This window comes from Alcaligenes sp. 13f, from assembly GCF_020496585.1.
Taxonomy (GTDB): Bacteria; Pseudomonadota; Gammaproteobacteria; order Burkholderiales; family Burkholderiaceae_B; genus Alcaligenes; species Alcaligenes phenolicus.
Genome location: NZ_JAHKKC010000008.1, coordinates 60,417 through 85,334 on the forward strand (window position 1 = coordinate 60,417; position 24,918 = coordinate 85,334).

Sequence of the window (24,918 nt, forward strand, 5' to 3'; positions counted from 1 at the left end):
TCTATAGGCTGCGAGCAATGGCCTGCACCTTGCAGCGCGCCGTTGCCAAAATGTTCACGCACAACTGGGCGTAGCTGGTGCCCTCTGCTTTGGCTGCCATGGGCACCAAAGAGTGGCTGGTCATGCCCGGAGAGGTATTCATCTCCAGCAGCCAGGGGCGGTTTTGCTCGTCCAGCATGAAATCGGCACGGCCCCAGCCTTCGCAGCCCAGTGCATTGAACGCACGGACGGACAAATCCTGGATATGTGCCGTCAACTCAGGCGACAGATCTGCAGGACAGAAGTACTGGGTTTCGTCCGAGTAATACTTGTGTTCGAAGTCGTAATTGCCTTGTGGGGCCACAATATCGATCACGGGCAAGGCACGTGCCTGGGCGCCCACGCCGATGATGGGTACAGTCAATTCGCGACCACGAATGAATTGCTCAGCCAGCACGACCGTGTCGTAATGCATGGCGGTTTCAAAGGCGGCAACAGCCTCCTCGGCGCGATCCACACGCACCACCCCCACGGTGGAACCTTCATGGGGCGGCTTCATGATCAGGGGCACACCCAGACGTTCAACCGCAGCGGCAACCTGGCTGACATGATCCAGCTGCGCAAAACCGGGAGTGGGCAAACCCAGATGCTGCCAGATGTGCTTGGTCATGATCTTGTCCATGGCCAGGCCGGAGGCCATCACACCGCTGCCGGTGTAAGGAATGCCCATCCACTCCAAAGCACCCTGCAAGGTGCCGTCTTCGCCGTAACGACCATGCAAAGCAATAAACACGCGGTCAAAACCGGCCTGAGCCAGTTCGGTCAGTCCTTTCTCGCCCATATCGAACAAATGCGCATCCACGCCCATGCTGCACAGCGCTTCATGCACGCCTGCGCCAGACATCAAGGACACTTCACGTTCGGCGGACTTGCCGCCGTACAACACGCCGACCCGACCAAAATCCGCTGTCATGCCATTTCTCCCAATTGAGCAGGGATCCGGCTGATGGACCCTGCACCCATTACCAACACCACATCGCCGTCACGGACAAAGTCCAGAACGGCTTGTGCCATATCGCTGATTTCGGCCACGAAAATGGGTTCGACCTTGCCGAGCACACGCACTGCGCGACTCAAGGCACGGCCATCGGCGGCCACAAGGGGAGCCTCACCGGCGGGATAGACCTCTCCAAGGAGGACCGCATCGGCCTGGCTAAGTACCTGCACGAAATCTTCAAAGCAATCACGGGTGCGTGTGTAGCGGTGCGGCTGGAATGCCAGCACGATGCGGCGATCAGGCCAAGCACCACGTGCGGCCGCCAAGGTAGCAGCCATTTCGACAGGATGGTGACCATAATCGTCAACAACAGTAAACGTGCCACCACCTTGCGCCTGGGAAACCGGGAAGTCACCCACCATGGAGAAGCGGCGCCCCACGCCGGTGAACTCTTTCAGGCCACGGGCAATGACCTCGTCACTGACACCCAGCTCAGTGGCAACCGCAATGGCAGCCAAGGCATTGAGTACATTGTGCTTTCCGGGCAGATTCAGGCACACGGACAGCAGGGGAAGATCGCCTGTGGCCCCTTTGCGCTGCACATCAAAACACATGGTGGTGCCACGGCTTTCGATGTTGATCGCGCGGACCTGGGCATCGGTATCAATGCCGTAAGTCGTGACAGGACGCGATACAAAAGGAATGATTTCGCGCACATTCGCATCGTCGTTGCACACGATGGCGCTACCGTAAAACGGCAGGCGGTGCGTGAAGTCGATAAAGGCGCTTTTCAGTCGGGCAACGTCATGACCATAGGTGTCCATATGGTCGACGTCGATATTGGTGATGATGGCCATCACCGGCAACAGGTTCAGGAAAGAAGCATCAGACTCATCCGCTTCCACCACGATGTAATCGCCCTGCCCCAAGCGGGCATTGGCACCGGCCGAATTCAGGCGACCACCGATCACAAAGGTGGGGTCCAGATCAGCCGCGCCCAGCAGGCTCGCTACCAGGCTGGTGGTGGTGGTCTTGCCGTGCGTACCAGCCACGGCAATGCCGCGCTTCAAGCGCATCAGCTCGGCCAGCATCAGGGCACGTGGCACCACCGGAATGCGGGCGGCACGCGCGGCCAGCACTTCGGGGTTGTCACCCGCAATGGCGGTGGAGGTGACGATCGCGCCCATGCCAGCGACGTTTTCGGCTTTATGACCGATCACGATACGAGCACCCAGCTGCTCCAGGCGACGAGTCACCGCCGTTTCCTGAATATCCGAGCCACTGATGGCAAAGCCCAGGTTCAGCATGACTTCGGCAATGCCGCTCATGCCCGAGCCGCCAATCCCTACAAAATGAATATGTTGAATGCGGTGTTTCATCCCACCCTCCTTGCCGCCTGCTGACATGCTTCGGCAATCTGCTGCGTGGCATTCAACTGTGCATGTTCTTGCGCGTGGCTGGCCACACGACTTAACTCTTCACGGTTCAGTCCTTGCAACCACTGCGCAAGCCACTGAGCCGTCAACTCCGATTGTTTCTTGAGCCACGCACCCGAGCATTCGCTCAGGTAGCGGGCGTTGGCTGTCTGGTGATCGTCAATCGCGTGTGGCAGAGGCACGAACAGAGCCGCTACGCCGATTGCAGCCACTTCAGCTACCGTCATGGCACCGGCGCGACAAATCAGCACATCGGCCTCTTTCATGGCCTGCGCCATATCGCCAATAAAGGCCTTGCAGTCGGCCTGCACCTGATTGTCTGCGTAACTTTGCTGCAAGCTTTCCAGATGCTGCTGGCCGGACTGATGGGTTACATGCGGACGCTGCTCGGCAGGGATCAGCGCCATGGCCTCAGGCACCACTTTGTTCAGCGCCGCAGCCCCCAGGCTGCCGCCCACCACCAGAATGCGTAGCGGTCCGCTGCGTTTGGCATAACGCTCGGCAGCCGAACCTTGGCCTACGAAAGCATCGCGCACCGGGTTGCCCACAGTTACTGCACCAGGCAAGGCACCGGGGAAGCCGGTCAACACACTGGTCGCCATTTTGGCCAGGTAGCGATTCGCCGTACCGGCCACCGCATTTTGCTCGTGCACTACCAGCGGGCGGCGCGACACAAAAGACATCAGGCCACCGGGGAAAGCCACGTAGCCGCCCATACCCAGCACCACATCCGGCTTGGCTTCCTGCAGGCAGCGATGCGCCTGCCAGCAGGCACGGATCAAAGTAAAGGGTAAAGAGAGCAATGCCTTCACGCCTTTGCCTCGTAGTCCGGAAAATCGCAGAGGCAGCATTTTAATCCCATGCTGTGGGACCAAGCTACCTTCCATGCGCTCGGGATGACCCAGCCACAACACTTGCCAGCCGCGTTGCTGCATGGCTTCAGCCACGGCCAGCCCGGGCATGATGTGCCCACCTGTACCGCCTGCCATGATCAGGATGGTTGGAGTGCTCATGTGCGCTTACCTCGCATCATTTGCCGATTCTCAAAATCCACCCGCAGCAACAAGGCAAAAGCCACCAGATTCATCACAATGCCCGAACCACCGTAACTGACCAAAGGCAAGGTCAGACCCTTGGTAGGCAACAAACCCAGCACCACACCAATATTGATAAAAGCCTGCACGCCGAACCACAGCGCCACACCTTGAGCGACGACACCGCTGAACAAGCGATCCATGGCGCAGGCCTGACGACCAATATTGAAGCTGCGCCATACGACAAAGCCAAAGGTCAGGATCAGGGCGGCCACGCCAACAAAGCCCAGCTCTTCACCAATTACCGCGACGATGAAGTCGGTGTGGGCTTCAGGCAGGTAATGCAGTTTTTCCACGCTGGAACCCAGACCCACGCCAAACCATTCGCCTCGGCCCAAAGCAATCAGCGAGTGCGACAACTGATAGGCACTGCCATAAGCATTGTCAGGATTCCAGGGGTCCAGATACACGAACAAACGTTCACGACGCCAGGGCGAGAGCCAGATCAGCAAAAGGAAGCTGCTGACCATAATGCCCAGCAAGGCAGAGAACAACTTGCCGTTAATTCCGCCGATGAACAAAATGCCTACCGCAATGGCCACGATGACCATGAAGGCGCCCAAGTCAGGCTCCATCAACAGCAACACACCAACCAGACCCAGGGCCACCGCCATAGGCAGGAAACCCCGAATAAAGGTATGCAGGTGCTGCTGCTTGCGCACGGTGTAATCAGCGGCATACAGAACCATGGCTACTTTCATCAGCTCCGAAGGCTGGAAGTTGATGATGCCCAAAGGCAACCAGCGGCGTGCACCGTTTACTTCACGGCCAATGCCGGGAACCAGCACCACCAGCAGCAAGAAAATAGCCAGAGCAAACAGAGGCACGGCCAACTTCTGCCACACTCGCAGCGGCACGGTAGCGGTAAACATGGCCAGCACCACACCCACCACAATGAACAAGGCGTGGCGAATTACAAAGTAGTAACGACCGTAGCTTTCATAGCGCGGTCCGTCTGCCAAAGCGATCGAGGCCGAATACACCATCAGCAAACCAAACAGGGTCAGCATCAGTGTGGCGGCCAGCAAGGGGCGATCAAACGCAGGCAATGCCGTGCGTCCGGGACGTACGGCATTGACACCCGAGGTCAGCTCAGCAAACAGACTCATGCCGGCTCTCCTCTATCCAGTGCCATCTCGGTCACGGCGGCGACAAAACACATGCCGCGATGGTGATAGCTTTTGAACATATCCATGCTGGCGCAGGCCGGAGACAGCAAGACCACATCGCCCGAACGCGCCTGCTCGGCAGCAGCTTGCACAGCAGCTTCCAGACCCTCGCAGAAACGATGACGGACATCATGAGCGTCCAGAACAGAGGCAATCAGCTTGGCGTCCTGCCCAATCAAAAACACTTCGGCCACATTCGAGGCAGCCGCAACGGCCAGCGGCTCAAAATCCTGGCCTTTGCCCAAACCACCGGCAATCAGCCAGACACGCTGATCAAACCCGCGCAAGGCGGCAACAGTCGCGCCGACATTAGTACCTTTGCTGTCATCCAGATATTGAACACCGTCCATAACACGCACCAGTTCGACACGGTGCGGCTCCCCTTGATAGGTGCGCAGACCATTGAGCAACTCAGCCCAACCCAGACCCAGACAACGAGCCAGCAACAAGGCTGCTTGGGCATTCAAGGCGTTGTGGCGCCCCTTGATCTGCAAAGCCTCAACCGGCATCAGGCGTTTCAAGCCACCTTTACCGCGCACGGCAGGCTCAGCCGATGCATTACGTTTTTTCAGGCCTGTGGCCGGCAGCTCAAAATCGGTAGGCTCATTGGTCACCAACCACTGCATGCCGCCATCCGTCAGCAAGCCCATATCGCCCAGCAAAGCGGGCTGGTCCAAACCGAAGCTGCGCACCGACTCTTGGCTGGCATCGGGAATCATGGCCATAACGGCTGGATCATCACGATTGACCAAGGCCACATCACACATGCTGTACATGTGCTGCTTGGACTCGACGTAAGCGTCCATACCGCCGTGCCAGTCCAGATGATCCTGCGAAATATTCAGTACAACGCCAGCATCCGCCTGCAAGCTAAAAGTGCTATCCAGCTGGAAGCTGGACAACTCCAGCACCCAGACCTGCGGCAAGGCATTGTTTTCCAGAGCGTCGCACAGGGCGGTCAGCGCAGCAGGGCTGATATTGCCCACGGCCAGTGCAGAAACACCTGCCTGCTCCAGCAAGTGGCGCGTCATGGCCGTGACGGTAGTCTTGCCATTGGTGCCGGTAATGGCCACCACACGGCTTTCATGGCCTTGATCAGCCAGATCTTTCAAGGCACGGGCAAATAGCTCGATCTCGCCAATGACTTCGATTCCACGATCTCGTGCCTGGCTTAAAAAGGCGGCCAGAGCAGGATCCAGGGGCGACAAGCCGGGGCTGATCACCAGGGTCTGCACGTCGTTCAGGCTATCGGCCTGCAGGGCGTTTTGCCCCAGACGCGTATCCAGAGCCGAGCTGCTCAGGGCCTGAAGCTTGTCCAGACCCTGCACGTTTTCGCGCGTATCCGCCAAACGAATGCTGGCCCCCTGGGCCAAAGACCAGCGAGCCGCAGCAAAGCCTGTCTCGCCTAACCCCAGGATAAGCATGAGACCGTCTTTACGGATCGAAGGAAAACTCAACGCATTCATCGCAATTTCAATGTAGACAGACCGACCATGACCAGCATCATGGTGATGATCCAGAAGCGAACCACCACCTGTGTTTCTTTCCAGCCGCCAACTTCAAAGTGATGGTGCAGCGGCGCCATACGGAACATTCGTCTGCCCTGCCCGTAGCGTTTCTTGGTGTACTTGAACCAGGTCACCTGCAGCATCACCGACAAGGTTTCCACCACAAACACGCCACCCATAATGAACAGCACGATTTCCTGGCGAACGATCACCGCAATCGTGCCCAGCGCACCGCCCAGGGCCAGCGCACCCACATCACCCATGAACACTTGGGCGGGATAGGCGTTGAACCACAAAAAGGCCAGACCCGCACCGGCAATGGCCGCACAGATCACCATCAACTCGCCCGCGCCGGGGATATAGGGGAACAAGAGATATTTGGAGTAGTCGACCCGGCCAACCACGTAGGCAAAAATACCTAGGGCAGCGCCCACCAGCACGGTAGGCATGATGGCCAGACCGTCCAGGCCGTCCGTCAGGTTGACGGCGTTGCTGGAGCCAACAATCACTGCCCAGGTCAGTACCACAAAGCCCAGCACACCCAGCGGGTAGCTGACGGACTTGAAGAACGGCACGATCAGGTCAGCCTGCGTAGGCAGGGGCATGGTGAAGCCGCTCAGGACCCACTCTTTGAACAAGGGCCACAGCTCAGTATTGGCAGGCACCGAAACGGCAAAGCTCAGGTACACGGCCGCAACGATACCGATCAAGGCTTGCCAGAAAAATTTCTGACGCGAGGACATGCCTTCTGGGTCACGATTGACGACTTTCTTGTAGTCGTCTGCCCAACCAATCCAGCCAAAACCAAAAGTCACCAGCAGAACAACCCACACAAAACGGTTGGTCCAGTCTGCCCACAACAAGGTACTGATACCGATAGAAATCAGGATCAGAACACCGCCCATGGTGGGCGTGCCGTTCTTTTGCAAATGCGATTCCGGGCCGTAAGCGCGTACCGCCTGACCAATCTTCAGTTCGGTCAGCTTGCGAATCACCCAGGGTCCTGCCAACAAGCCAATTGCCAGCGCGGTGGCGCTGGCCAAAATAGCACGCAGGGTGATGTACTCAAACACCCCAAAGGCGCGAATATGATCGTCCGATAGCCAACGTGCCAGTTCAAGAAGCATGAGTGGCCCCTTCGTTATGGGAGAAGTGGTTTTCCAGGGCGGCAACCACACGCTCCATACGAGCGCTGCGCGAACCCTTGATCAACACATGAGACGGCTCCAGCGCCAGCAGGTAAGCCACCATGTCTTCCAAAGTCTCGAATTGATGCGCGCGCGCACCAAAAGCCTGGGCAGCATGGCTGGCATCGCCACCCAAGGTCAGCAATTCATCCATGCCACGCTCTTTGGCGTAGGCACCCACTTCAGCGTGCAATTCGGAGCTGTTATCACCGATCTCGGCCATATTGCCCAGCACCAACACCTTGCGGCCTTTCAGCTGTGCCAGCACATCAATGGCAGCACGTACCGAATCCGGGTTGGCGTTGTAGGTGTCGTCAATCAACTGGTAACCGGAAGACAGCTGCTTGGGCTGCATACGGCCCGTGACAGGACGGAAGCTTTCCAAACCCTGCACAACCGCGCTCAACGGCGCACCGGCGGCATGAGCGCAAGCGGCAGCGGCCAAGGCATTGCGCAGGTTGTGGATACCGGGGCTGTTCAAGGTCAGGGCAGCAGACTGGCCTGCCACATGCAACACAAAACGGGTTTGAGCTGGCTCGACAAACATATCGGCCGCAAAGACCGTTTCCTGACCGCTCAGGCCAAAACGCAATACGGGACGCTGACCAGCCTGCTCAGCCCACATGGCGCTGAAGGCATCATCATCAGGAATCACCAGCGCACCATCTTGTGGCAGCGCGTCAATCACGGCACCGTTTTCACGAGCCACTGCTTCCACACTGTGCATGAACTCCTGGTGTTCACGCTGTGCGTTATTGATCAGGGCAATCGTGGGGCGAGCCATGGACGCCAGCACGGCAATCTCACCGGGGTGGTTCATGCCCATTTCCAGAACGGCGGCTTTGTGCTCGGAGCTCAAACGCAAGATGGACAGAGGTACGCCCAGATCGTTGTTCAAATTACCGCGAGTTGCCAGGCTTTCTGCTTCGCCCAACCAGGCGCGCAAGATCGCGGCAATCATTTCCTTGGTCGTGGTCTTGCCATTGCTGCCGGTCACGCCGATGACAGGGATGTCAAAGCGCGAGCGCCACTCGGTCGCCAAGGTCATCAGCGCACGACGCGTATCGCCCAACACAATCTGAGGCAACTCGACTTCGGCATCACGCTGAGCCACGAGGGCCGCCACAGCACCCTGCTCTTTCGCTTTTTCCAGATAGCGATGACCATCGAACTGCTCGCCGCTCAGGGCCAGGAACACATCACCTTTGCTCAGGCTGCGGGAATCGGTGCTCAAACGCACGCCACGCAACCACAGCAAGGCGGCTTTGGCCCAGTCGGAATCGTCAAACACAGAGCGCTCGCCCTGCACTTCCTGATAGGTTTCGTGACCCTTACCGGCCAGCAAAACAATATCTTCAGGGCTGGCAGCCCAGATCGAAGACAGGATGGCGCGAGCCCGATCCATCTGCACGGCCGGCGCTTCAGGCATACCAGCCACGATCTGACGAATGATTTCGGCAGGATCTTCAAAACGAGGGTTGTCGGTCGTGACCAGAACGCTGTCAGCCAGACGGGCCGCCACTTCACCCATAATGGGGCGCTTGGCCGTGTCGCGGTTACCGCCGCAACCAAATACGCAAATCAGCTTGCCGCCACGTACGCTGGCCACTTCACGCAAGGCTTGCAGGGCGCGTTCCAGCGCATCGGCAGTATGAGCGTAATCCACCACGACCAAAGGCAAGGGCTGACGACCTGCGGTGCTCTTGGGCGTCACAATTTGCAAACGGCCAGGCACGGACTCCAGCTTGTCCATGATGCGCGCGATCTTGGACACAGGCCAACCCACTTCTTGCAGTACACCCGCCACCAACAGAAGGTTGGCCACGTTATGCTCGCCCAGCAAATGGGTCAAAATTTGTGCGGTGCCGTGAGCGGTCACCAGATTGAATACCTGGCCGTCGGCACCGGTATGCACGTCCTGAGCCAGCAAATCTACCTCGGGCTGGCTCATGGAGTAGGAAATCACACGGGCGGCCAGACCGGCCTGCATCAATTCACGGCCCGTTTCATCGTCAGCGTTCACGACGGCGCTACGCAGACCAGGCCAACTGAACAGGCGCAGCTTGGCCTGTTTGTACTCTTCCATGCTGTGGTGATAGTCCAGATGATCATGCGTCAGGTTCGTGAACCCGGCAATATCAATACGGACACCATCCAGACGGCCTTGTTCCAGACCAATGGACGAGGCTTCCAGGGCCACGGCATTGCCGCCTTGGGCGCGAATAGCAGCCAGGCTACGGTGTACGGTCAGCACGTCCGGCGTGGTCAGGACGCCACCCAGATTGGAGCCATCGGGCAAGGTCACGCCCAGCGTACCGATCGTGCCGCAAGGCACTTGGGAATGATTCAAGGCCGACGCCACCCACTGCACGGTGGACGTCTTGCCATTGGTGCCGGTCACCGCCACGACAGTCATGGCCTCGGAAGGACGGCCCCACCATTCGTGGGCCACTTCACCCAGCAAGGCACCCAGATTGGGAACTTGCAAGACAGGCACACCGGGATCAACCGCCTGATCGCCCTGCTCGCGCACAATCGCTACTGCACCTTGCTGCACAGCCTGAACTTCGTACTCACGACCATCACCCTGATGGCCGCGGCAGGCGAAAAACGCATCACCCGCCTTGATCTGGCGGGAATCCAAACACAGATTAGCCGTGGGCGCTACATGCTGCGCCAGCCACTCCAATATTGCTGCGGCGTTCATCGTACATTCTCCGCACCGGGGCCAACGGCCACCAGCGAATCTATGGGCGCATCAGGCTGGACACCTAGGCGTCGCAAGCTCCGGGCCACAATTTCTGAAAAAATCGGCGCGGCAATACGCCCACCGTAATAATTGGAACTATGTGGTTCGTCGATCGTGACGGCCACCACAATGCGAGGGTCGGAGACAGGCGCGAAGCCGACAAAAGAGCCGCGATACAAGGACTTGCTGTAGCGACCATCCACAATCTTGCGGGCCGTACCGCTCTTACCAGCGACGCGATAGCCTTGCACCTGAGCCAGACGGGCACCGGCGGGACCCGCCGCGGCTTCCAGCATGGCGCGAACTTCCGCGGCCACTTTAGGGGTGTAAACCTGAACGCTGGCGGGCTTGCCTTCGCGCTTGAGCAAAGTCATGGAAACCATGTCGCCATTACGCGCAAACGCCGTGTAGGCGTGGGCAATTTGCAGCAGGGAAACCGACAGGCCATAGCCATACGACATGGTGGCGCGCTCGATGGGACGCCAACGCTCCCAGGGGCGCAGTCTCCCACTGGCAATACCGGGAAAATCGGCCTGCGGAGAACGGCCAAAACCCAGCTCGGTAAACTTGTTCCACATTTCCTGCGAAGTCAGGCGCTCGGAAATCATGGTCATGCCAATATTGCTGGACCGACGCAAAATACCGGCAGCATCCAGCATGCCATTGTTGCGACTAACGTCACTGATCACGCTACCTTGGTAGCGGTACTGACCATTGCCCGTGTTGAACTGGGTGGCGGTGGTGATGCGGTTGATATCCAGCGCCAGAGCCACGGTAAACGGCTTCATGATGGAACCGGGCTCAAAGGTGTCGGTCAAGGCACGGTTACGCAGGGCCGGACCCTTACGATCGTCCCGGTCGTTGGGGTTGTAGGTAGGCAAGTTCACCAGGGCCAGAATCTCCCCGGTTTTCACGTCCATGACCACGGCCGCAGCGGCATTGGCCTTGACGTCTTCCATACCTTTTTTCAAGGCGGTGTACGCGTCGAACTGCAAGCCGGCATCAATGGACAAGTGCAAATCCTGACCGTGGGTAGGCGGGATGATGGCGCGCACGTCCTCCACCACACGTCCCAGACGGTCACGAATTACGCGGCGCGAACCGGGCGTGCCGGACAAGGCAGAGTTGAAGGCAAGCTCAATGCCCTCGATGCCCTGGTCTTCAATATTCGTAAAGCCCACAATGTGCGCCATGACATCCCCTTCGGGATAGAAACGACGCATTTCTTCTTGTTGGTGGATACCAGGGATTTTCAGTTCAGCGATTTGAGCCGCCACATCCACATCCACCTGACGCTTGATGTAGACGAAGTTACGATCTTCAACGGACAGACGACGCTCGATATCGGACTGCCCCATGCCAAGGAGCTTGGCCAACTGACCGATCTGCTCGGGTTTGGCATTCCGAGCATCATCAGGAATAGCCCAGATGGCTTTGACAGGCACACTGGAGGCCAGCACCACAGAACCCGTACGATCAAAAACCTTGCCACGCATGGGCGGCAGCACCTGGGTGCGCTCGTAACGGCGCTCGCCTTGCTGCTGCAAAAATTCGGTAGACAGGCCCTGCAAATACAAAGCCTTGACGATCAGGGCGCCAAAACCCAGAAACAAGAGGACCAGCACCAAACGCGAGCGCCAGAATGGAATCTGGACGCTCAGGACGGGATTTTCGTGATAGCCGAATCGTTTCATGGCCGCCCTCCGGACTGCACCTGGGTCGAGCTCAGCTCACCCCCTTGCAAATAGAGAGTGCGCTCGGGAGAGCTCAACACCAGGCCCAATTCGTTGCGACCAATATCGTCCACGCGAGCGTTACGGGCCAGCTCGGCCCGTTCCAGTTGCAGACGACGCCAGTCCGTATCCAGTTCACCGGCTTTGGTGACCAGACGATCGGTTTGCACAAACAGCTCGCGCGCCTGATAGCGCGCCGTCACCAAAGAGATGGCCGAAAGCATCAACACCAAAGAGAGGGTGATGACCAGGCGCATCATCGGCGGCCTCGCTTGCCGGCGGGCTGTCGGCTATAGGCGGCCTGTTGCAGCAGACGCTCGCTGGCGCTGCGCATCCAGTCCTGGGGGATGGGGGTGTCGGTGCGTTGCACCACACGTAATACCGCCGAGCGGGCTCGGGGGTTGTCGCTGGACTCCTCGTCGGTGGGCAAGATTCTGCCCAAAGACTGCACCAGAGGCTGGGGCAAGTCTTTTTCTAGGATAGGTAGACGTGACTGTTCCTGCGCGGGACGCGCAGCTGCGTTCATGAACTGTTTGACCATGCGGTCCTCCAGTGAATGAAATGCAATCACCGCAAGCCTGCCCCGAGTCGCCAATCGACTCAGAATTGACGGAAGCGCGTGCGCGAGCTCTTCGAGCTCACGATTGAGGTAAATCCGTATAGCCTGGAAGGTCCTGGTTGCCGGATGTTGACCCTTTTCGCGCGTGCGGACGACACCGGCGACGAGCTCGGCGAGATCACGCGTTGTATGTAGCGGGCGGGATTGGCGGCGATCAACAATCGCCTTTGCAATCTGGAAAGCAAACCGTTCTTCGCCATATTCTGCAATGACCTCCTTTAAAACTTCTACGCTGACCTCAGCCAGCCACTGTTCAGCGGTCAAACCACCGCTGGTATCCATGCGCATGTCCAACGGACCTTCGCGCATAAAAGAGAAACCTCGTTCTGCGTCGTCGATTTGTGGCGAGGAAATGCCCAAATCCATCATGACGCCTTGCAATGGCCCCACATCCAGCTCGTCCAGAGCCTGGGCCAAATCACCAAAACCACTATGTACAACCGTCACACGGCTATCTTGTGCTGCCAGCTCCTGGGCCACGGCGATCGCTTGCGGATCCTTGTCGATCACGATCAGGCGCCCCTGGGGACTCAAGTGCGACAACAACAGACGGCTGTGACCGCCACGACCAAAAGTGCAATCGACGTACACACCATCGGCCAAACCCTGGATTTCGGGGTTTTGCGCCCAGCGCCGGGCCTCAAAGGACGGATCCACGAGGGCCGCCACCGTAGGCTCCAGCAGCACGGATCGATGTACCAGCGTCATGACTTACTCAGAAAGAAAAAGTGTCGAATACGTCTGTGGAGTTTTCAGCCAGATCCTGGGCCTGTCGGCGTTCCAGTTCCTGCGCATTCCACAACTCAAAATGGGTGGCCATACCCAGCAGCATGGCGTCGCGCTCCAACCCCACTGCGGTGCGCAGTTCGGGAGCGATCAATATCCGACCAGCGGAGTCCAGATCAACGTCCTGAGCACTACCCAGCAGCAGGCGTTGCAAGAAACGGGCACTCATGGGGAAGCGGGCAATTTGTTCGCGCTTTTCTTCCCACACACTGCGCGGATACACCAGCAAACAGCCGTCGGGATGGCGAGTGAGGGTCAAGCGGCCTTGTTCCTGCTGCAAAAGCGCGTCACGGTGCCGAGTCGGAATGGACATCCGACCCTTAGCATCCAGTGTGAGTGCGCTGCTGCCTTGGAACACTATTTTCCCCCACTTTTTTACACTATTTCCTACTTTTCCCCACTCTACGGGGGAAAGCCTTTGCGGTCAAGGCAGTGGTTGCAATTTTTTCAATCACAACAAGCACTTAGCGCACTATCCTAGAAGTGGCTAAAAAAAAATACTGTGTGAAATCAAGAAATTGCAGGGCGCATTAAAAGTGATTTGTTATAAAAATGCGCGCAAGCGACTCTTGCCAAGGATTCAACATCCTTAACAATTGCTTTCAAATGTACGAAATCGGTGCAATTGGTGGCGAACGCCGGGAGAAGTGTGAGACAGGCCTATAGGCCGGATTCTGTATGCCAGCGGGAACCCGCTGGCCGGCAATCATTCCTCTGGACCGACCATTACTGGCCGGTTCTAGCTACCTACCCGCATACTAAGACGAGCCGCCTCTCGGGCTAAAAGCCTGCGTATGCCTATTTGGTATTGCTCCGGGTAGAGGTTACCGCGTTTCACCCCACAGCACTTTGCACCGAAGTACAAGAAAACACGGAAGTCGCCGTATCTGTGCCTGCTTGCGCAAGCCCTTGCTGTGGTCTCGTCTCTGTGGCCCTGGTCCTCGGCTCGTCTGGCGTGATGCCACACTTGCCGGACGGCTGTTAGCCGCTACCCTGCTCTATGGAGTCCGGACCTTCCTCGATACTTGCGTACCGCGACTGCCCAGCCTGCCTCACAGATGCATTGTAACCTGCGACAATAGAGAAATTCGCAGGACGCGCTGATTTATCTGGAGTCTTATGTCCACCAATCTGATTTCCCTGACCGATGCCCAATTGGCATTCGGCCACCATGCTTTGCTGGACCATGCCGATCTGGTCATTCAAAGCAACGAACGTATCGGTCTGATCGGGCGCAATGGTGCTGGCAAATCGTCGCTTTTGAAAATTCTGGATCAACGTCAAGCTCCCGACGATGGTCAGGTCAAACGACTGGGCGGGCTGAAAGTAGCCACCGTCGAACAAGAACCGGAGCTGGATCCGAATCTGAGCATTTACGATTTGCTGTGTGGCGATTTCACCGAAGCCGAAGACTGGCAACGCCCTGCCCGCGTCAACGCCCTGATCGACAAGCTGGGCTTGAATCCGGATGCACTGGCTGGCAGCTTGTCGGGCGGACAGCGTAAACGCGTCGCCCTGGCCAATGCCCTGGTGAACGAACCCGACCTGCTCTTGCTGGACGAACCCACCAACCACCTGGACTTTGACGGCATTCTTTGGCTGGAACAATTGCTGCTGGATTTCCGTGGCAGCGCGGTCATCATTACCCACGACCGCCGTTTCCTGGATGTGATAGCAACGCGGATTGTCGAGCTGGATCGCGGCAAGTTGTTCAGTTTCCCCGGTAACTTCAGCCAATGGCAGGAACGCAAGGCTGAATACCTGGAAGCGGAAAAGCAGCAGAATGCCAAATTCGACAAATTTCTGGCCCAGGAAGAAGTCTGGATTCGCAAAGGCGTGCAAGCCCGCCGCACCCGAGATGAAGGTCGTGTTCGCCGCCTGGAACAATTGCGCCGTGATCGTGCCGAGCGACGCGAGCGCTCGGGCGACGTCAAATTCGCCATTTCCGAAGGCCAGCGCTCCGGCAAGCTGGTCGCTGAATTGCAAGATGTCACACACGGCTACGACGACCGCATCCTGATCAAGGATTTCTCCACCGTGCTGATGCGCGGAGACCGTATTGGCCTGATCGGCCACAACGGCGCCGGCAAAACCACACTGCTACGCATCATGCTGGGTTTGCAAGAGCCTAATTCTGGCACTGTACGCCACGGTACCAAACTGAACATTGGCTACTTTGACCAGATGCGCAGTCGCCTGGACGAAAACGCCACTCTGGCGGACACCATCAGCCCCGGCAGTGAGTGGGTGGAAATTGGCAATCAGCGCAAGCACATCATGAGCTACCTGGAAGACTTCCTGTTCCCGGCAGCCCGCGCTCACTCCCCGGTACGCAGTCTGTCTGGCGGTGAACGTGCCCGACTGGCGCTGGCCCGCATGTTTGCCCAACCTACTAATGTATTAGTACTGGACGAACCGACCAACGATCTGGATATCGAAACTCTGGAGCTGCTGGAAGATCTGATTCAGGATTACACGGGCACCGTGCTGCTGGTCAGCCACGACCGTACCTTCCTGGACAACGTGGTCACCCAGGTGATTGCGGCCGAAGGCGACGGCCATTGGGGCGAGTATGTGGGTGGCTACGACGAGTGGCTGGCACAACGCCCGCAAGCCAAAGCCGAGACACCGGCAGCCAGCACTCCAACTCCCGCCGCCACTGAAAAGCCTGCTGCAGAGCGCAACAACAAGGCTAACAAGCCTGGCCGTCTGGCCCCGTGGGAAGAAAAGGAACTGGACGCGCTGCCCGAGAAAATTGCAGCCATAGAAAGCCAGCAAGCCGAACTGGCGGAACAGCTGAGCGCACCGGATCTGTATAAAGATGGCTCTGCTCGAGCTGACGAGATCAACCAACAACTGGATCAGCTCAACACTGACCTGGAGCAGTTATTTGAGCGTTGGGAAAAGTTGGAAGAAAAGCGCTTGGCCAGCTAAAGGGAGACAGAGGAATCAGGGATTCAGCCCGGTAAAGCCGAACTGATCCTCCGGTTCCTCCTCAATCCGGGCAATGCGCTGACAATCGACCATGATCGGTTCGAGTACCGTGCAACAACACGGCAGAACCTCGCCTGGGCCGACATACGCTAAAGGCTGCTCTTTATAAGCAACCTTTCCATACACAAGAGGAATACGGCAGGAGCCGCAATAGCCGCTCCTGCATTGATACTCAACCTGATGGCCGGTTCGTTCCAAACCTTCCAACAAAGTTTCGCCGTCCCGCAACTGAAAGTCATGATCAGTTGTCCGGACTTGACTCATAACTCGATACCGTCGAAGTCGCCAGCCGACACGGCCGAGTCGATCTGACCGACCAGGTAAGAGCTCAGTTCCACCTCTTGAGGTGCCACCTGCACGGTGTCCGAGGACAGCCAGGTGTTGATCCAGGGAATGGGGTTGTGTTTGACGGACTCAAACGCAGGCTTCAGGCCCACGGCACCCATACGGATATTGGTGATGTATTCCACGTACTGTCCCAGAATGTCCTTGTTCAGACCAATCATGGAACCGTCACGGAACAGATAATCCGCCCACTGTTTCTCCTGCTCGGCCGCGTCTTTGAACATATCAAAGCAGACCGGCTCCAGTTCGCGGGCAATCTGAGCGAACTCGGGATCATCGCTACCGGAACGCAGGATATTGATGATGTGTTGCGTACCAGTCAGGTGCAACGCTTCATCACGCGCAATCAAGCGAATGATCTTGGCATTACCTTCCATCAACTTGCGCTCGGCAAAAGCGAAGGAGCAGGCAAAGCTGACGTAAAAGCGGATGGCCTCAAGAATATTGACGCTCATCATGCACAGGTACAGCTTCTTCTTCAGCTCGTAGACGCTTAGCGTGCGGGTTTCACCGTTGATCTCATGCTCGCCCGCGCCCAGTTGGGCATACAGCATGGTGTCGCTGATCAGATCGTCGTAGTACGAAGAAATATCGGCCGCACGCAGCTGAATGTTTTCGTTACGCACGATGTCGTCAAAAATAACGGACGGATCATTGGCAATATTGCGAATGATGTGCGTGTACGAGCGCGAGTGAATTGTCTCGGAGAAAGCCCAGGTTTCAATCCAGGTTTCCAGCTCCGGAATCGATACCAGAGGCAGGAAGGCCACGTTGGGGCTGCGGCCCTGAATGGAATCCAGCAAGGTCTGATATTTCAGGTTGCTGATGAAAATATGCTTTTCGTGGTCAGGCAGGTTCTGGTAGTCGATCCGATCCTGGGTGATGTCCACTTCTTCCGGACGCCAGAAGAAGGACAACTGCTTTTCAATCAGCTTTTCAAAAATCGGATATTTTTGCTGATCGTAGCGAGCCACGTTCACCGGCTGCCCAAAGAACATGGGTTCTTTGAGCTGGTCGTTATCCGTTTTAGAAAAAGTACTATAGGTAGTCATGATGCTCTTTACCCTTGCTTAGATCTTGCACGCGCCGCCTGCGCAACCGTCGTCCTCTACTTCGCCATGCGAATCATCGGCACCGTCGCGGGTGTTGTGGTAGTACAAGGTCTTCACACCGTATTTGTAGGCCAGCAGCAAGTCCTTGAGCAGTTGCTTCATCGGTACGCGACCACCCTCGAACCGCTGTGGGTCATAGTTGGTGTTCGCAGAGATCGACTGGTCAACGAACTTCTGCATCACGCCAACCAACTTCAGGTAGTCGTCGTTACCAGGCATTTGCCACAGCAACTCGTACTGATCCTTATATTTTTCAAATTCAGGCACCACCTGACGCAAGATGCCGTCCTTGGACTGCTTGACGGACACCAGGCCACGCGGAGGCTCAATACCATTGGTGGCATTGGCAATCTGGCTGGAGGTTTCCGAAGGCATCAAGGCGGTCAGGGTGGAGTTGCGCAGACCGTGCTTGACGATGTCAGCACGCAGGGCTTCCCAGTCCAGGTGCAGCGGCTCGTTGCAAATACCGTCTACATCTTTCTTGTAGGTGTCGGTAGGCAGCAGTCCCTTGGCATAGGTTGTTTCGTCAAAGGCGTCGCAAGGACCGTATTCACGCGACAATTGCACCGAAGCCTTCAACAGGTAGTACTGGATGGCTTCAAACGTGCGGTGGGTCAGGCCCAAGGCAGCGGGATCGGAGTAACGGGTGCCGTTCTTGGCCAGGTAGTAAGCGTAGTTGATGACGCCAACGCCCAGGGAGCGACGCTTGTTGGTAGCATTCAGCGCGGCCTTGACCGGGTAGTCCTGGTAATCCAGCAGAGCATCCAGAGCACGAACAATCAGTTCAGCCAGACCGTCCAGCTCGTCCAGGGACTCCAGAGCACCCAGATTGAAAGCCGACAGCGTGCACAGCGCGATTTCACCTTCGGGATCGTTCAGATCGTTCAAAGGCTTGGTGGGCAGGGCAATTTCCATGCACAGGTTGGACTGGCGCACGGGAGCGCGGTCGGCCTGGAATGGGCTGTGCGTGTTGCAGTGGTCCACGTTCTGAATGTAGATACGGCCGGTGCTGGCACGCTCTTGCATCAGCAGGGAGAACAGCTCCACAGCAGGCAGGCTGCGCTTGCGGATGGCGGGATCTTGTTCGTACATCTCGTACAGACGCTCGAACTCGTCCTGGTCGGCAAAGAAGGCTTCGTACAGACCGGGCACGTCATGAGGCGAGAACAGCGTGATATGGCTGCCCTTGATCAAGCGTTGGTACAGCAAGCGGTTGATCTGAACACCGTAGTCCAGGTGACGGATACGGTTTTCTTCCACACCACGGTTGTTCTTCAGAACCAGCAGTGTTTCCACTTCCAGGTGCCACATGGGGTAGAACAAGGTTGCCGCACCACCACGCACACCGCCTTGCGAGCAGGACTTCACAGCGGCCTGGAACATCTTGAAGAAAGGCAGGCAGCCGGTGTGCTGAGCCTCACCACCGCGAATTTCGCTACCGACGGCGCGAATGCGACCACCGTTGATACCGATACCGGCGCGCTGCGATACGTAACGGACAATGGCGCTGGTCGTGGCATTGATGCTGTCCAGGCTGTCGTCACATTCGATCAGCACGCAAGAGCTGAACTGACGAGTGGGTGTGCGCACGCCAGCCATGATGGGCGTGGGCAAGGAAATCTTGAATTGCGATACCGCGTCGTAAAAGCGCTTGATAAAGCCCAGGCGAGTGTCGGCAGGGTAACGGGCGAACAGGCACATGGCCACCAGCATGTACAGGAACTGGGGGCTTTCGTAAATGCGCTTGGTCACGCGGTTTTGAATCAGGTACTTGCCTTCCAGCTGCTTGACGGCACCGTAGGAGAAGTTCATGTCACGCCAGTGATCCAGATGGGCATCCAGCTCATCGAACTCGGCGCGCGTGTAGTCTTGCAGCAGATGCGGATCGTAGCGACCTTCCTTGGTTTGCAAGGTCACGTGATCGAACAGGCTTGGAGGTTCAAACTGACCAAAAGCGATTTTGCGCAAATGGAAAATCGCCAGACGGGCAGCCAGATATTGGTAGTCAGGCGTATCTTCGGAGATCAGATCCGCAGCCGACTTGATGATCGTTTCGTGGATGTCGCTAGTGCGAATGCCGTTATAGAACTGAATGTGAGAGCGCAGCTCTACTTGAGAGACGGACACATTACTCAGACCTTCAGCGGCCCAATCAACCACTCGGTGAATCTTGTCGAGGTTAATAGGTTCTGTACGGCCATCTCTTTTAGTGACCATTAACTGTTCGGTTGATTGCATTTCAGTCTCGGAAATCGGTGAAGATTGACGGAAGACGCGGCTTTTGCAGCCGCCAGCGTCAGTTGATGCACACCATATATAGTGTGATATTGACGTCATTCTACTACATATAGCGGATTGAGCGAATAGCGGTTTTTGGACTGCAGAGCAGATTCGGCACATAAAAATGCAACCAAACTTTGCTCTGCTAACAATTTCCTATTGCGTCTGGAACTCTTGCACGCAGCGCAGCAAAGCCTCGCCATAGGCCTCTCTTTTGCGTACGCCTATGCCTGTAATCGGCTCCAGATCAGCCTCTGAACTAGGGCAACGAATAGCCACTTCGCGCAAAGTGGCATCATGGAAAATGACATAGGCCGGCACACCATGTTCGCGTGCGGTAGCCGCACGCCAGGCGCGCAAAGCCTCGAACCGCCTCTGTTGGTCGGGTTCCAGAGCAGGTCCGGCAGGCGCCTGACCTTTTACTCGGTGAGCAGCCGGTCCGCGTGTTACGGTTTCGCGCCGCAACATCAAGGTCCGCTCCCCTTTGAGCACTTCACGGCTGGCCTCGGTCAGCAACAAGGTGCCGTAGCCTTCCGGATCAACGGTAACCAGACTGTGTGCCAGCAACTGGCGCAGCACCCCGCGCCAGGCTTGATCGGTCAAATCCTTGCCCACACCAAAGACGGTAAGCTTGTCGTGCTCATGCTCTTTGACACGATCCGTCAGCTTGCCCAGCAAAATGTCGATCAGGTGCCCGGCCCCGAAGCGCTGACCGCGCTCACGCCACAATCTATAGATGGTGGAGAGCATTTTCTGCGCCGCCACTGTGCCATCCCAGGCTTCTGGCGCTTCCAGGCAGGTGTCGCAGTTACCGCAAGGTTCGATCTGCTGATCGAAATACGCTAACAAACGCTGACGACGGCAGGAAATGGTTTCGCACAGGCCCAACATGGCATCCAGCGCGTGACCCTGCTGGCGTCGGTGTGCCGCATCGCCTTGCGACTGGTTAATCATGCGGTGCAATTGCACCACGTCCTGCAGGCCATAGGCCAGCCAGGCCGTGGCCACTTCGCCATCGCGCCCTGCCCGCCCGGTTTCCTGGTAATACCCTTCCACCGATTTGGGCAGGTCAATGTGGGCCACAAAACGCACATCCGGCTTATTGACGCCCATGCCAAAAGCAATGGTCGCCACCATGACTACTCCTTCCTCGCGCAGAAAGCGGGCCTGATTGATGGCGCGCTGCTGCGCATCCAACCCTGCATGGTAGGGCAAGGCATGAATACCGTTCTTGCACAGAAACTCGGCCGTGTCTTCCACGCGCGAGCGCGACAGACAATACACAATCCCCGCATCTCCGGAGTGCTCTTCCTGAATGAAGCTCAAGAGCTGCTTGCGCACCTCGTTCTTTTCAATGATGCGGTAGCAAATATTGGGACGATCAAAACTGGCAACAAAATGCCGGGCCTCTTCCAGCTTCAGGCGCTGGGCAATTTCTACCCGCGTCAACTGAGTGGCGGTAGCCGTCAAGGCAACCCGTGGCACACCTGGCCAACGCTGGGCCAGCAAATCCAACCCCAGATATTCAGGGCGAAAATCGTGCCCCCATTGCGATACGCAGTGGGCTTCGTCAATGGCAAACAGGGAAATCTGGCCGCGTGCCAGCAAATCCAGGCAGCGGTCTGTCAGCAAACGTTCGGGAGCCACATAGAGCAGATCCAACTGCCCCGTCAGAAATTCGCGCTCGACCTCGCGGGCGGTTTGCCAATCCTGGGTGGAATTCAGATACGCCGCGTTAACGCCCAACTCGTTGAGGGCGTCCACCTGATCCTGCATCAAGGCAATCAGGGGGGACACAACCACGCCGGTGCCGGGTCGCACCAAAGCAGGAATCTGGTAACAGAGCGACTTGCCGCCGCCGGTGGGCATCAAGACCAGGGCGTCGCCGCCTTGGATCAGGGTCTCGATAATCTCGTGCTGAGAACCACGAAAACTGTCATAACCAAAAACTTCCTGAAGAACCTCAAGTGCTGACTGGGCCATGCCGCCTGCTTAAAAAATCGGAATAGAAAAACGCAGCGCGATGTTCGACTGACGACTTTCCAGATGACGGCGAGCTTGCAAACCCACCCTAAGGTGGGGACTGTACCAGAACTGCTGCGTGACCCCAAGGTAGCGGTTCTCCCCCCCGGCAACTACCTGCTGCACCTCGTACTGAGTCTTCACTTCACCCCAGCGGCGCAGGGGCACGGACAGGCCGACAATCTGCCGACTGCTAGCCGCATCCACCTTCATGCCCTGGTAACGGCTCAAATCCAGAAAATTGTCCTGGTAGCGTTCACCCTGCCACTGCAGATGCAAATCATCCAGCACATCCAGGCCATAGGCTGCCTGATAACGCCAACCTTGCCCCACCGCATGGGAAGCTTTGGCCACGCTGGCCTGCCACACGCCAAAGTCCGGCGATCGATAGGTTGCACCCAGACCGGTCAGCCCAAAATCACGAGCGCTTTCCATCTGAGTATCAATACTGGTACGACTGGTGACATCGGTGCTGAGCATCAAGCTGCCGGCCGAAGAGCCATACACCAGATCCCCGTTATCCTGCTTGCCCGTCATATCCAGCGCGCCAACAGCCAGGGCATAACGCCATGGCCCGGCCGGGCCCTGCTCGAACTGCTGAGTGATATTGATACCGCCCAGTTCCACGGGCCGCGCCCAGTCCGGTGCGGTAACCGTGTCATTGCCCAGGGTCAGCTGCAGCCCGTCTTCATTCACATAGCGCCAGTTGCGCTCGCCAAACTGCCAGACCTGGTCGGGCGCACTGCTCAACCAGCGGGCACTCCAAATTGGAGAGGACTGCTGACTATATTGGATGGAGCGCGCCAGACTGGCGGTGCTGGCACCGCTCAGACTGAAATCGGAAAATGTGTAATCCATGGAGGCCGCTGGACTGAGCAAGTCCTGATCTCCTTGGCGATGCCACTGCGTAGCATCAAAAAATGGCTCCACAGGCGGGAGCTCCTGGGCCGGAATGGCCTGTGCCTCATCCACGCCATACACGCGGGTAGCAGACAAATTCTCCAGCCCAACACGATTTTGAGCGGTGGCCAATGGAACAGCGAACAGCATGGCAAGACCGACCAACAGCCCGCCTGCCAAGCCTCGCTGGCAAGCTTTTGTACGCATGATTTATGTCACAAAAAGAGTTTAGCGCCGGGCATCCAGCATCACTTCGCCGCTCGCATCCAGGGAGCGTTTGATGGCGGAGTATTTTTCCAGCACAGCAGACTTATAGACTACACCAATCAGACGACCCGAGCCGTCACCATTCAATACGGGCAGACGCTCTCCAGCAAAGCTCACAAAGTGTTCCTGAGCCTCGTCCAGACTCATGTTCGGGTAGAGCGTCTTGACGAAATCCATGCGCAGAATATCGCCCACCACACGCTCCTGGGCAGCGTTGTCGTCCAACAACATTCGAGTCAGGTCAGGCTGAGCAATCACACCTTGATAAACCTGTTCTTCGTTCACCACATACAAATAACGCACGGGGTAGTCCAGAAACATCTGCAAGGCATCGCGCATCTGGGTGGTGGTGCTGACGACGGTATCAGCCGGACGTACCAGCTCGGCCAAGGTGGTGTGACGCAACTTGTGGCGCAGCAAGGCATCCCGCTCGCGCACCAGGGTGACTTCATACATGGCGACCTCGGCCACACCACGGGACACAAAATAAGCCATGACACAGGCCACAATCAAGGGCAGCACCAACTGATAGCTCAATGTCATTTCAAACAGCATCAGTATGGCCATGAAGGGAGCGCTGGTGGCGGCCCCCAGAAACGCGCCCATGCCCACCAGGGTGAACAAGTACAACGGTAAATCCAGACCCGGCAAGATCAGCAAAGTCAGTTGACCAAACAAGGTGCCAAAGGCCGCGCCCACAAAGATGGCGGGGGTAAACACACCGCCGACAGCGCCCGAACCAACTGTCAGCCCTGTGGCCAGAACCTTGAACGCCAGGATAAGCAGCACGCTGTACCAGGCCCAGTCGCTGTGCAGCATGGAGGACACTACGCTAAAGCCATTACCGGCCACGCGCGGCATGACAATCAGCAAAAGTCCCAGCAACAAACCACCCAAAGCCAAGCGCAAAGGCAAACCCAGGCCAGTACGCTTGAACAGGGTGCGGAACAGATTCAACAATTTCAGGAAAGCGGGTGCAGCCAGACCAATCAGCACCCCCAGGACCAGAAAGGGCAAGATGTCCCAACCTGCAACGGCCTGAACGTTCGTCATTTCGTAAGGGGCGTGATAACCACCCAGCATACGCATGGTCAGGTGAGCACTGACAGCCGCCATCAACAGGGGGCCAAAGCTGCTCATGGTCATGGTGCCCAGCACAATCTCGGCCACAAACACGGCACCGGCAATGGGGGCACCATAGGCGGCTGCCACACCGGCTGCGGCGCCACAGGCCACCAGCAGGCGCAGACGGGCTTCACCAAACAAGGTGAAACGGCCAATCGCGGAAGCGGACAAAGAGGCCAGATGCACCATCGCCCCTTCGCGGCCAATCGAGCCGCCCGAGGCCACCGTCATCAAGGACGACAAGGATCGCAGCAGCCCCTGGCGAATGGACAAACGGCCATCGCCAATGGCCACAGCTTCCATATAGTCAGAATTGCTTCCCGACGGCAGACGCCCTGCCAGCCATAGCAGGATACCGGCACACAAACCGCCCAAGGTGGGAAACAGGAGGCGCATGTACCAGGGCAGACTTTCCGTGACTGCGACGATCCCCCCGTGCTGACCCGTGACAACTTGCTGCACCAAGCGCATGCCCTGATGAAAGGCCAAAGTCGCCAAGGCACCCAAAATACCAGCCAAGACCGCCCAAGCCAGCATGGCGGGTATATCAGACAACCACTTGAAACCCTGCAGACGCTTGCGCATCGACAGCACGGAATGGGCAATCATAAAAAAG

At 57.4% G+C, this 24,918-nt stretch carries 18 protein-coding genes and 1 other RNA gene; 1 reads left to right on the forward strand and 18 read right to left on the reverse strand.

Annotation, left to right across the window (positions count from 1 at the left end; translation table 11 throughout):
- Position 1 precedes the first annotated feature (1 nt).
- The 12 genes from KOE80_RS08775 to rnpB form a co-directional block, all read right to left on the reverse strand.
- Positions 2-952, reverse strand: a complete 951-nt coding sequence (locus KOE80_RS08775) for a D-alanine--D-alanine ligase (RefSeq protein ID WP_035271076.1) — start codon at positions 950-952, stop codon at positions 2-4.
- Positions 949-2,355 carry a UDP-N-acetylmuramate--L-alanine ligase gene (gene murC / locus KOE80_RS08780; RefSeq protein WP_022983453.1) on the reverse strand — a complete coding sequence of 469 codons (1,407 nt, stop codon included), beginning with the start codon at positions 2,353-2,355 and terminating at the stop codon, positions 949-951. The genes KOE80_RS08775 and murC overlap by 4 nt, the downstream gene beginning before the upstream one ends.
- On the reverse strand, positions 2,352-3,425 hold the full coding sequence (gene murG / locus KOE80_RS08785) for an undecaprenyldiphospho-muramoylpentapeptide beta-N-acetylglucosaminyltransferase (RefSeq protein ID WP_226348922.1): 1,074 nt from the start codon (positions 3,423-3,425) through the stop codon (positions 2,352-2,354). Before murG ends, murC begins: the two co-directional genes overlap by 4 nt.
- Positions 3,422-4,615 carry a putative lipid II flippase FtsW gene (gene ftsW / locus KOE80_RS08790; protein ID WP_022983452.1) on the reverse strand — a complete coding sequence of 398 codons (1,194 nt, stop codon included), beginning with the start codon at positions 4,613-4,615 and terminating at the stop codon, positions 3,422-3,424. The genes murG and ftsW overlap by 4 nt, the downstream gene beginning before the upstream one ends.
- Positions 4,612-6,141, reverse strand: a complete 1,530-nt coding sequence (murD, locus tag KOE80_RS08795; RefSeq protein WP_226348923.1) for a UDP-N-acetylmuramoyl-L-alanine--D-glutamate ligase — start codon at positions 6,139-6,141, stop codon at positions 4,612-4,614. Before murD ends, ftsW begins: the two co-directional genes overlap by 4 nt.
- The gene (gene mraY, locus KOE80_RS08800) at positions 6,138-7,310 is read right to left on the reverse strand and encodes a phospho-N-acetylmuramoyl-pentapeptide-transferase (protein WP_035271084.1); all 1,173 of its coding nucleotides are present in this window, start codon (positions 7,308-7,310) and stop codon (positions 6,138-6,140) included. The genes murD and mraY overlap by 4 nt, the downstream gene beginning before the upstream one ends.
- Positions 7,300-10,077 (reverse strand): bifunctional UDP-N-acetylmuramoyl-L-alanyl-D-glutamate--2,6-diaminopimelate ligase MurE/UDP-N-acetylmuramoyl-tripeptide--D-alanyl-D-alanine ligase MurF, encoded by a 2,778-nt coding sequence (murF, locus tag KOE80_RS08805; RefSeq protein ID WP_226348924.1) that lies wholly within the window; start codon positions 10,075-10,077, stop codon positions 7,300-7,302. The genes mraY and murF overlap by 11 nt, the downstream gene beginning before the upstream one ends.
- Entirely contained in the window at positions 10,074-11,813 is a 1,740-nt protein-coding gene (locus KOE80_RS08810; protein ID WP_035271088.1) for a peptidoglycan D,D-transpeptidase FtsI family protein, read from the reverse strand. The genes murF and KOE80_RS08810 overlap by 4 nt, the downstream gene beginning before the upstream one ends.
- Positions 11,810-12,112, reverse strand: coding sequence for a cell division protein FtsL (gene ftsL, locus KOE80_RS08815; protein WP_009455049.1), 303 nt, complete (start codon positions 12,110-12,112; stop codon positions 11,810-11,812). The genes KOE80_RS08810 and ftsL overlap by 4 nt, the downstream gene beginning before the upstream one ends.
- The gene (gene rsmH / locus KOE80_RS08820; protein WP_009455051.1) at positions 12,109-13,179 is read right to left on the reverse strand and encodes a 16S rRNA (cytosine(1402)-N(4))-methyltransferase RsmH; all 1,071 of its coding nucleotides are present in this window, start codon (positions 13,177-13,179) and stop codon (positions 12,109-12,111) included. Before rsmH ends, ftsL begins: the two co-directional genes overlap by 4 nt.
- A gap of 7 nt (positions 13,180-13,186) precedes the next feature.
- Positions 13,187-13,615 (reverse strand): division/cell wall cluster transcriptional repressor MraZ, encoded by a 429-nt coding sequence (mraZ, locus tag KOE80_RS08825; RefSeq protein ID WP_009455053.1) that lies wholly within the window; start codon positions 13,613-13,615, stop codon positions 13,187-13,189.
- Between the two features lie 289 nt (positions 13,616-13,904).
- Positions 13,905-14,311: RNase P RNA component class A (gene rnpB / locus KOE80_RS08830), an RNA gene on the reverse strand.
- 65 nt (positions 14,312-14,376) lie between these two features.
- Here rnpB and KOE80_RS08835 point away from each other — a divergent pair.
- Positions 14,377-16,191, forward strand: a complete 1,815-nt coding sequence (locus KOE80_RS08835) for an ATP-binding cassette domain-containing protein (protein ID WP_226348925.1) — start codon at positions 14,377-14,379, stop codon at positions 16,189-16,191.
- A gap of 15 nt (positions 16,192-16,206) precedes the next feature.
- Here the strand turns inward: KOE80_RS08835 and yfaE are convergent, their stop codons facing one another.
- The 6 genes from yfaE to KOE80_RS08865 form a co-directional block, all read right to left on the reverse strand.
- A complete protein-coding gene (gene yfaE, locus KOE80_RS08840; protein ID WP_009455057.1) occupies positions 16,207-16,515 on the reverse strand; it encodes a class I ribonucleotide reductase maintenance protein YfaE in 309 nt (102 codons plus the stop codon).
- Positions 16,512-17,648, reverse strand: coding sequence for a class Ia ribonucleoside-diphosphate reductase subunit beta (gene nrdB, locus KOE80_RS08845; protein WP_026485169.1), 1,137 nt, complete (start codon positions 17,646-17,648; stop codon positions 16,512-16,514). Before nrdB ends, yfaE begins: the two co-directional genes overlap by 4 nt.
- Before the next feature lie 18 nt (positions 17,649-17,666).
- A complete protein-coding gene (gene nrdA / locus KOE80_RS08850; protein ID WP_035271093.1) occupies positions 17,667-19,946 on the reverse strand; it encodes a class 1a ribonucleoside-diphosphate reductase subunit alpha in 2,280 nt (759 codons plus the stop codon).
- Between the two features lie 198 nt (positions 19,947-20,144).
- Positions 20,145-21,971 (reverse strand): DNA helicase RecQ, encoded by a 1,827-nt coding sequence (gene recQ / locus KOE80_RS08855; RefSeq protein WP_035271096.1) that lies wholly within the window; start codon positions 21,969-21,971, stop codon positions 20,145-20,147.
- 9 nt (positions 21,972-21,980) lie between these two features.
- Positions 21,981-23,117: a hypothetical protein gene (locus KOE80_RS08860; protein WP_035271098.1), complete on the reverse strand. Its 1,137-nt coding sequence runs from the start codon at positions 23,115-23,117 to the stop codon at positions 21,981-21,983.
- Between the two features lie 21 nt (positions 23,118-23,138).
- A complete protein-coding gene (locus KOE80_RS08865) occupies positions 23,139-24,911 on the reverse strand; it encodes a ClcB-like voltage-gated chloride channel protein (RefSeq protein ID WP_226348926.1) in 1,773 nt (590 codons plus the stop codon).
- Positions 24,912-24,918 lie beyond the last annotated feature (7 nt).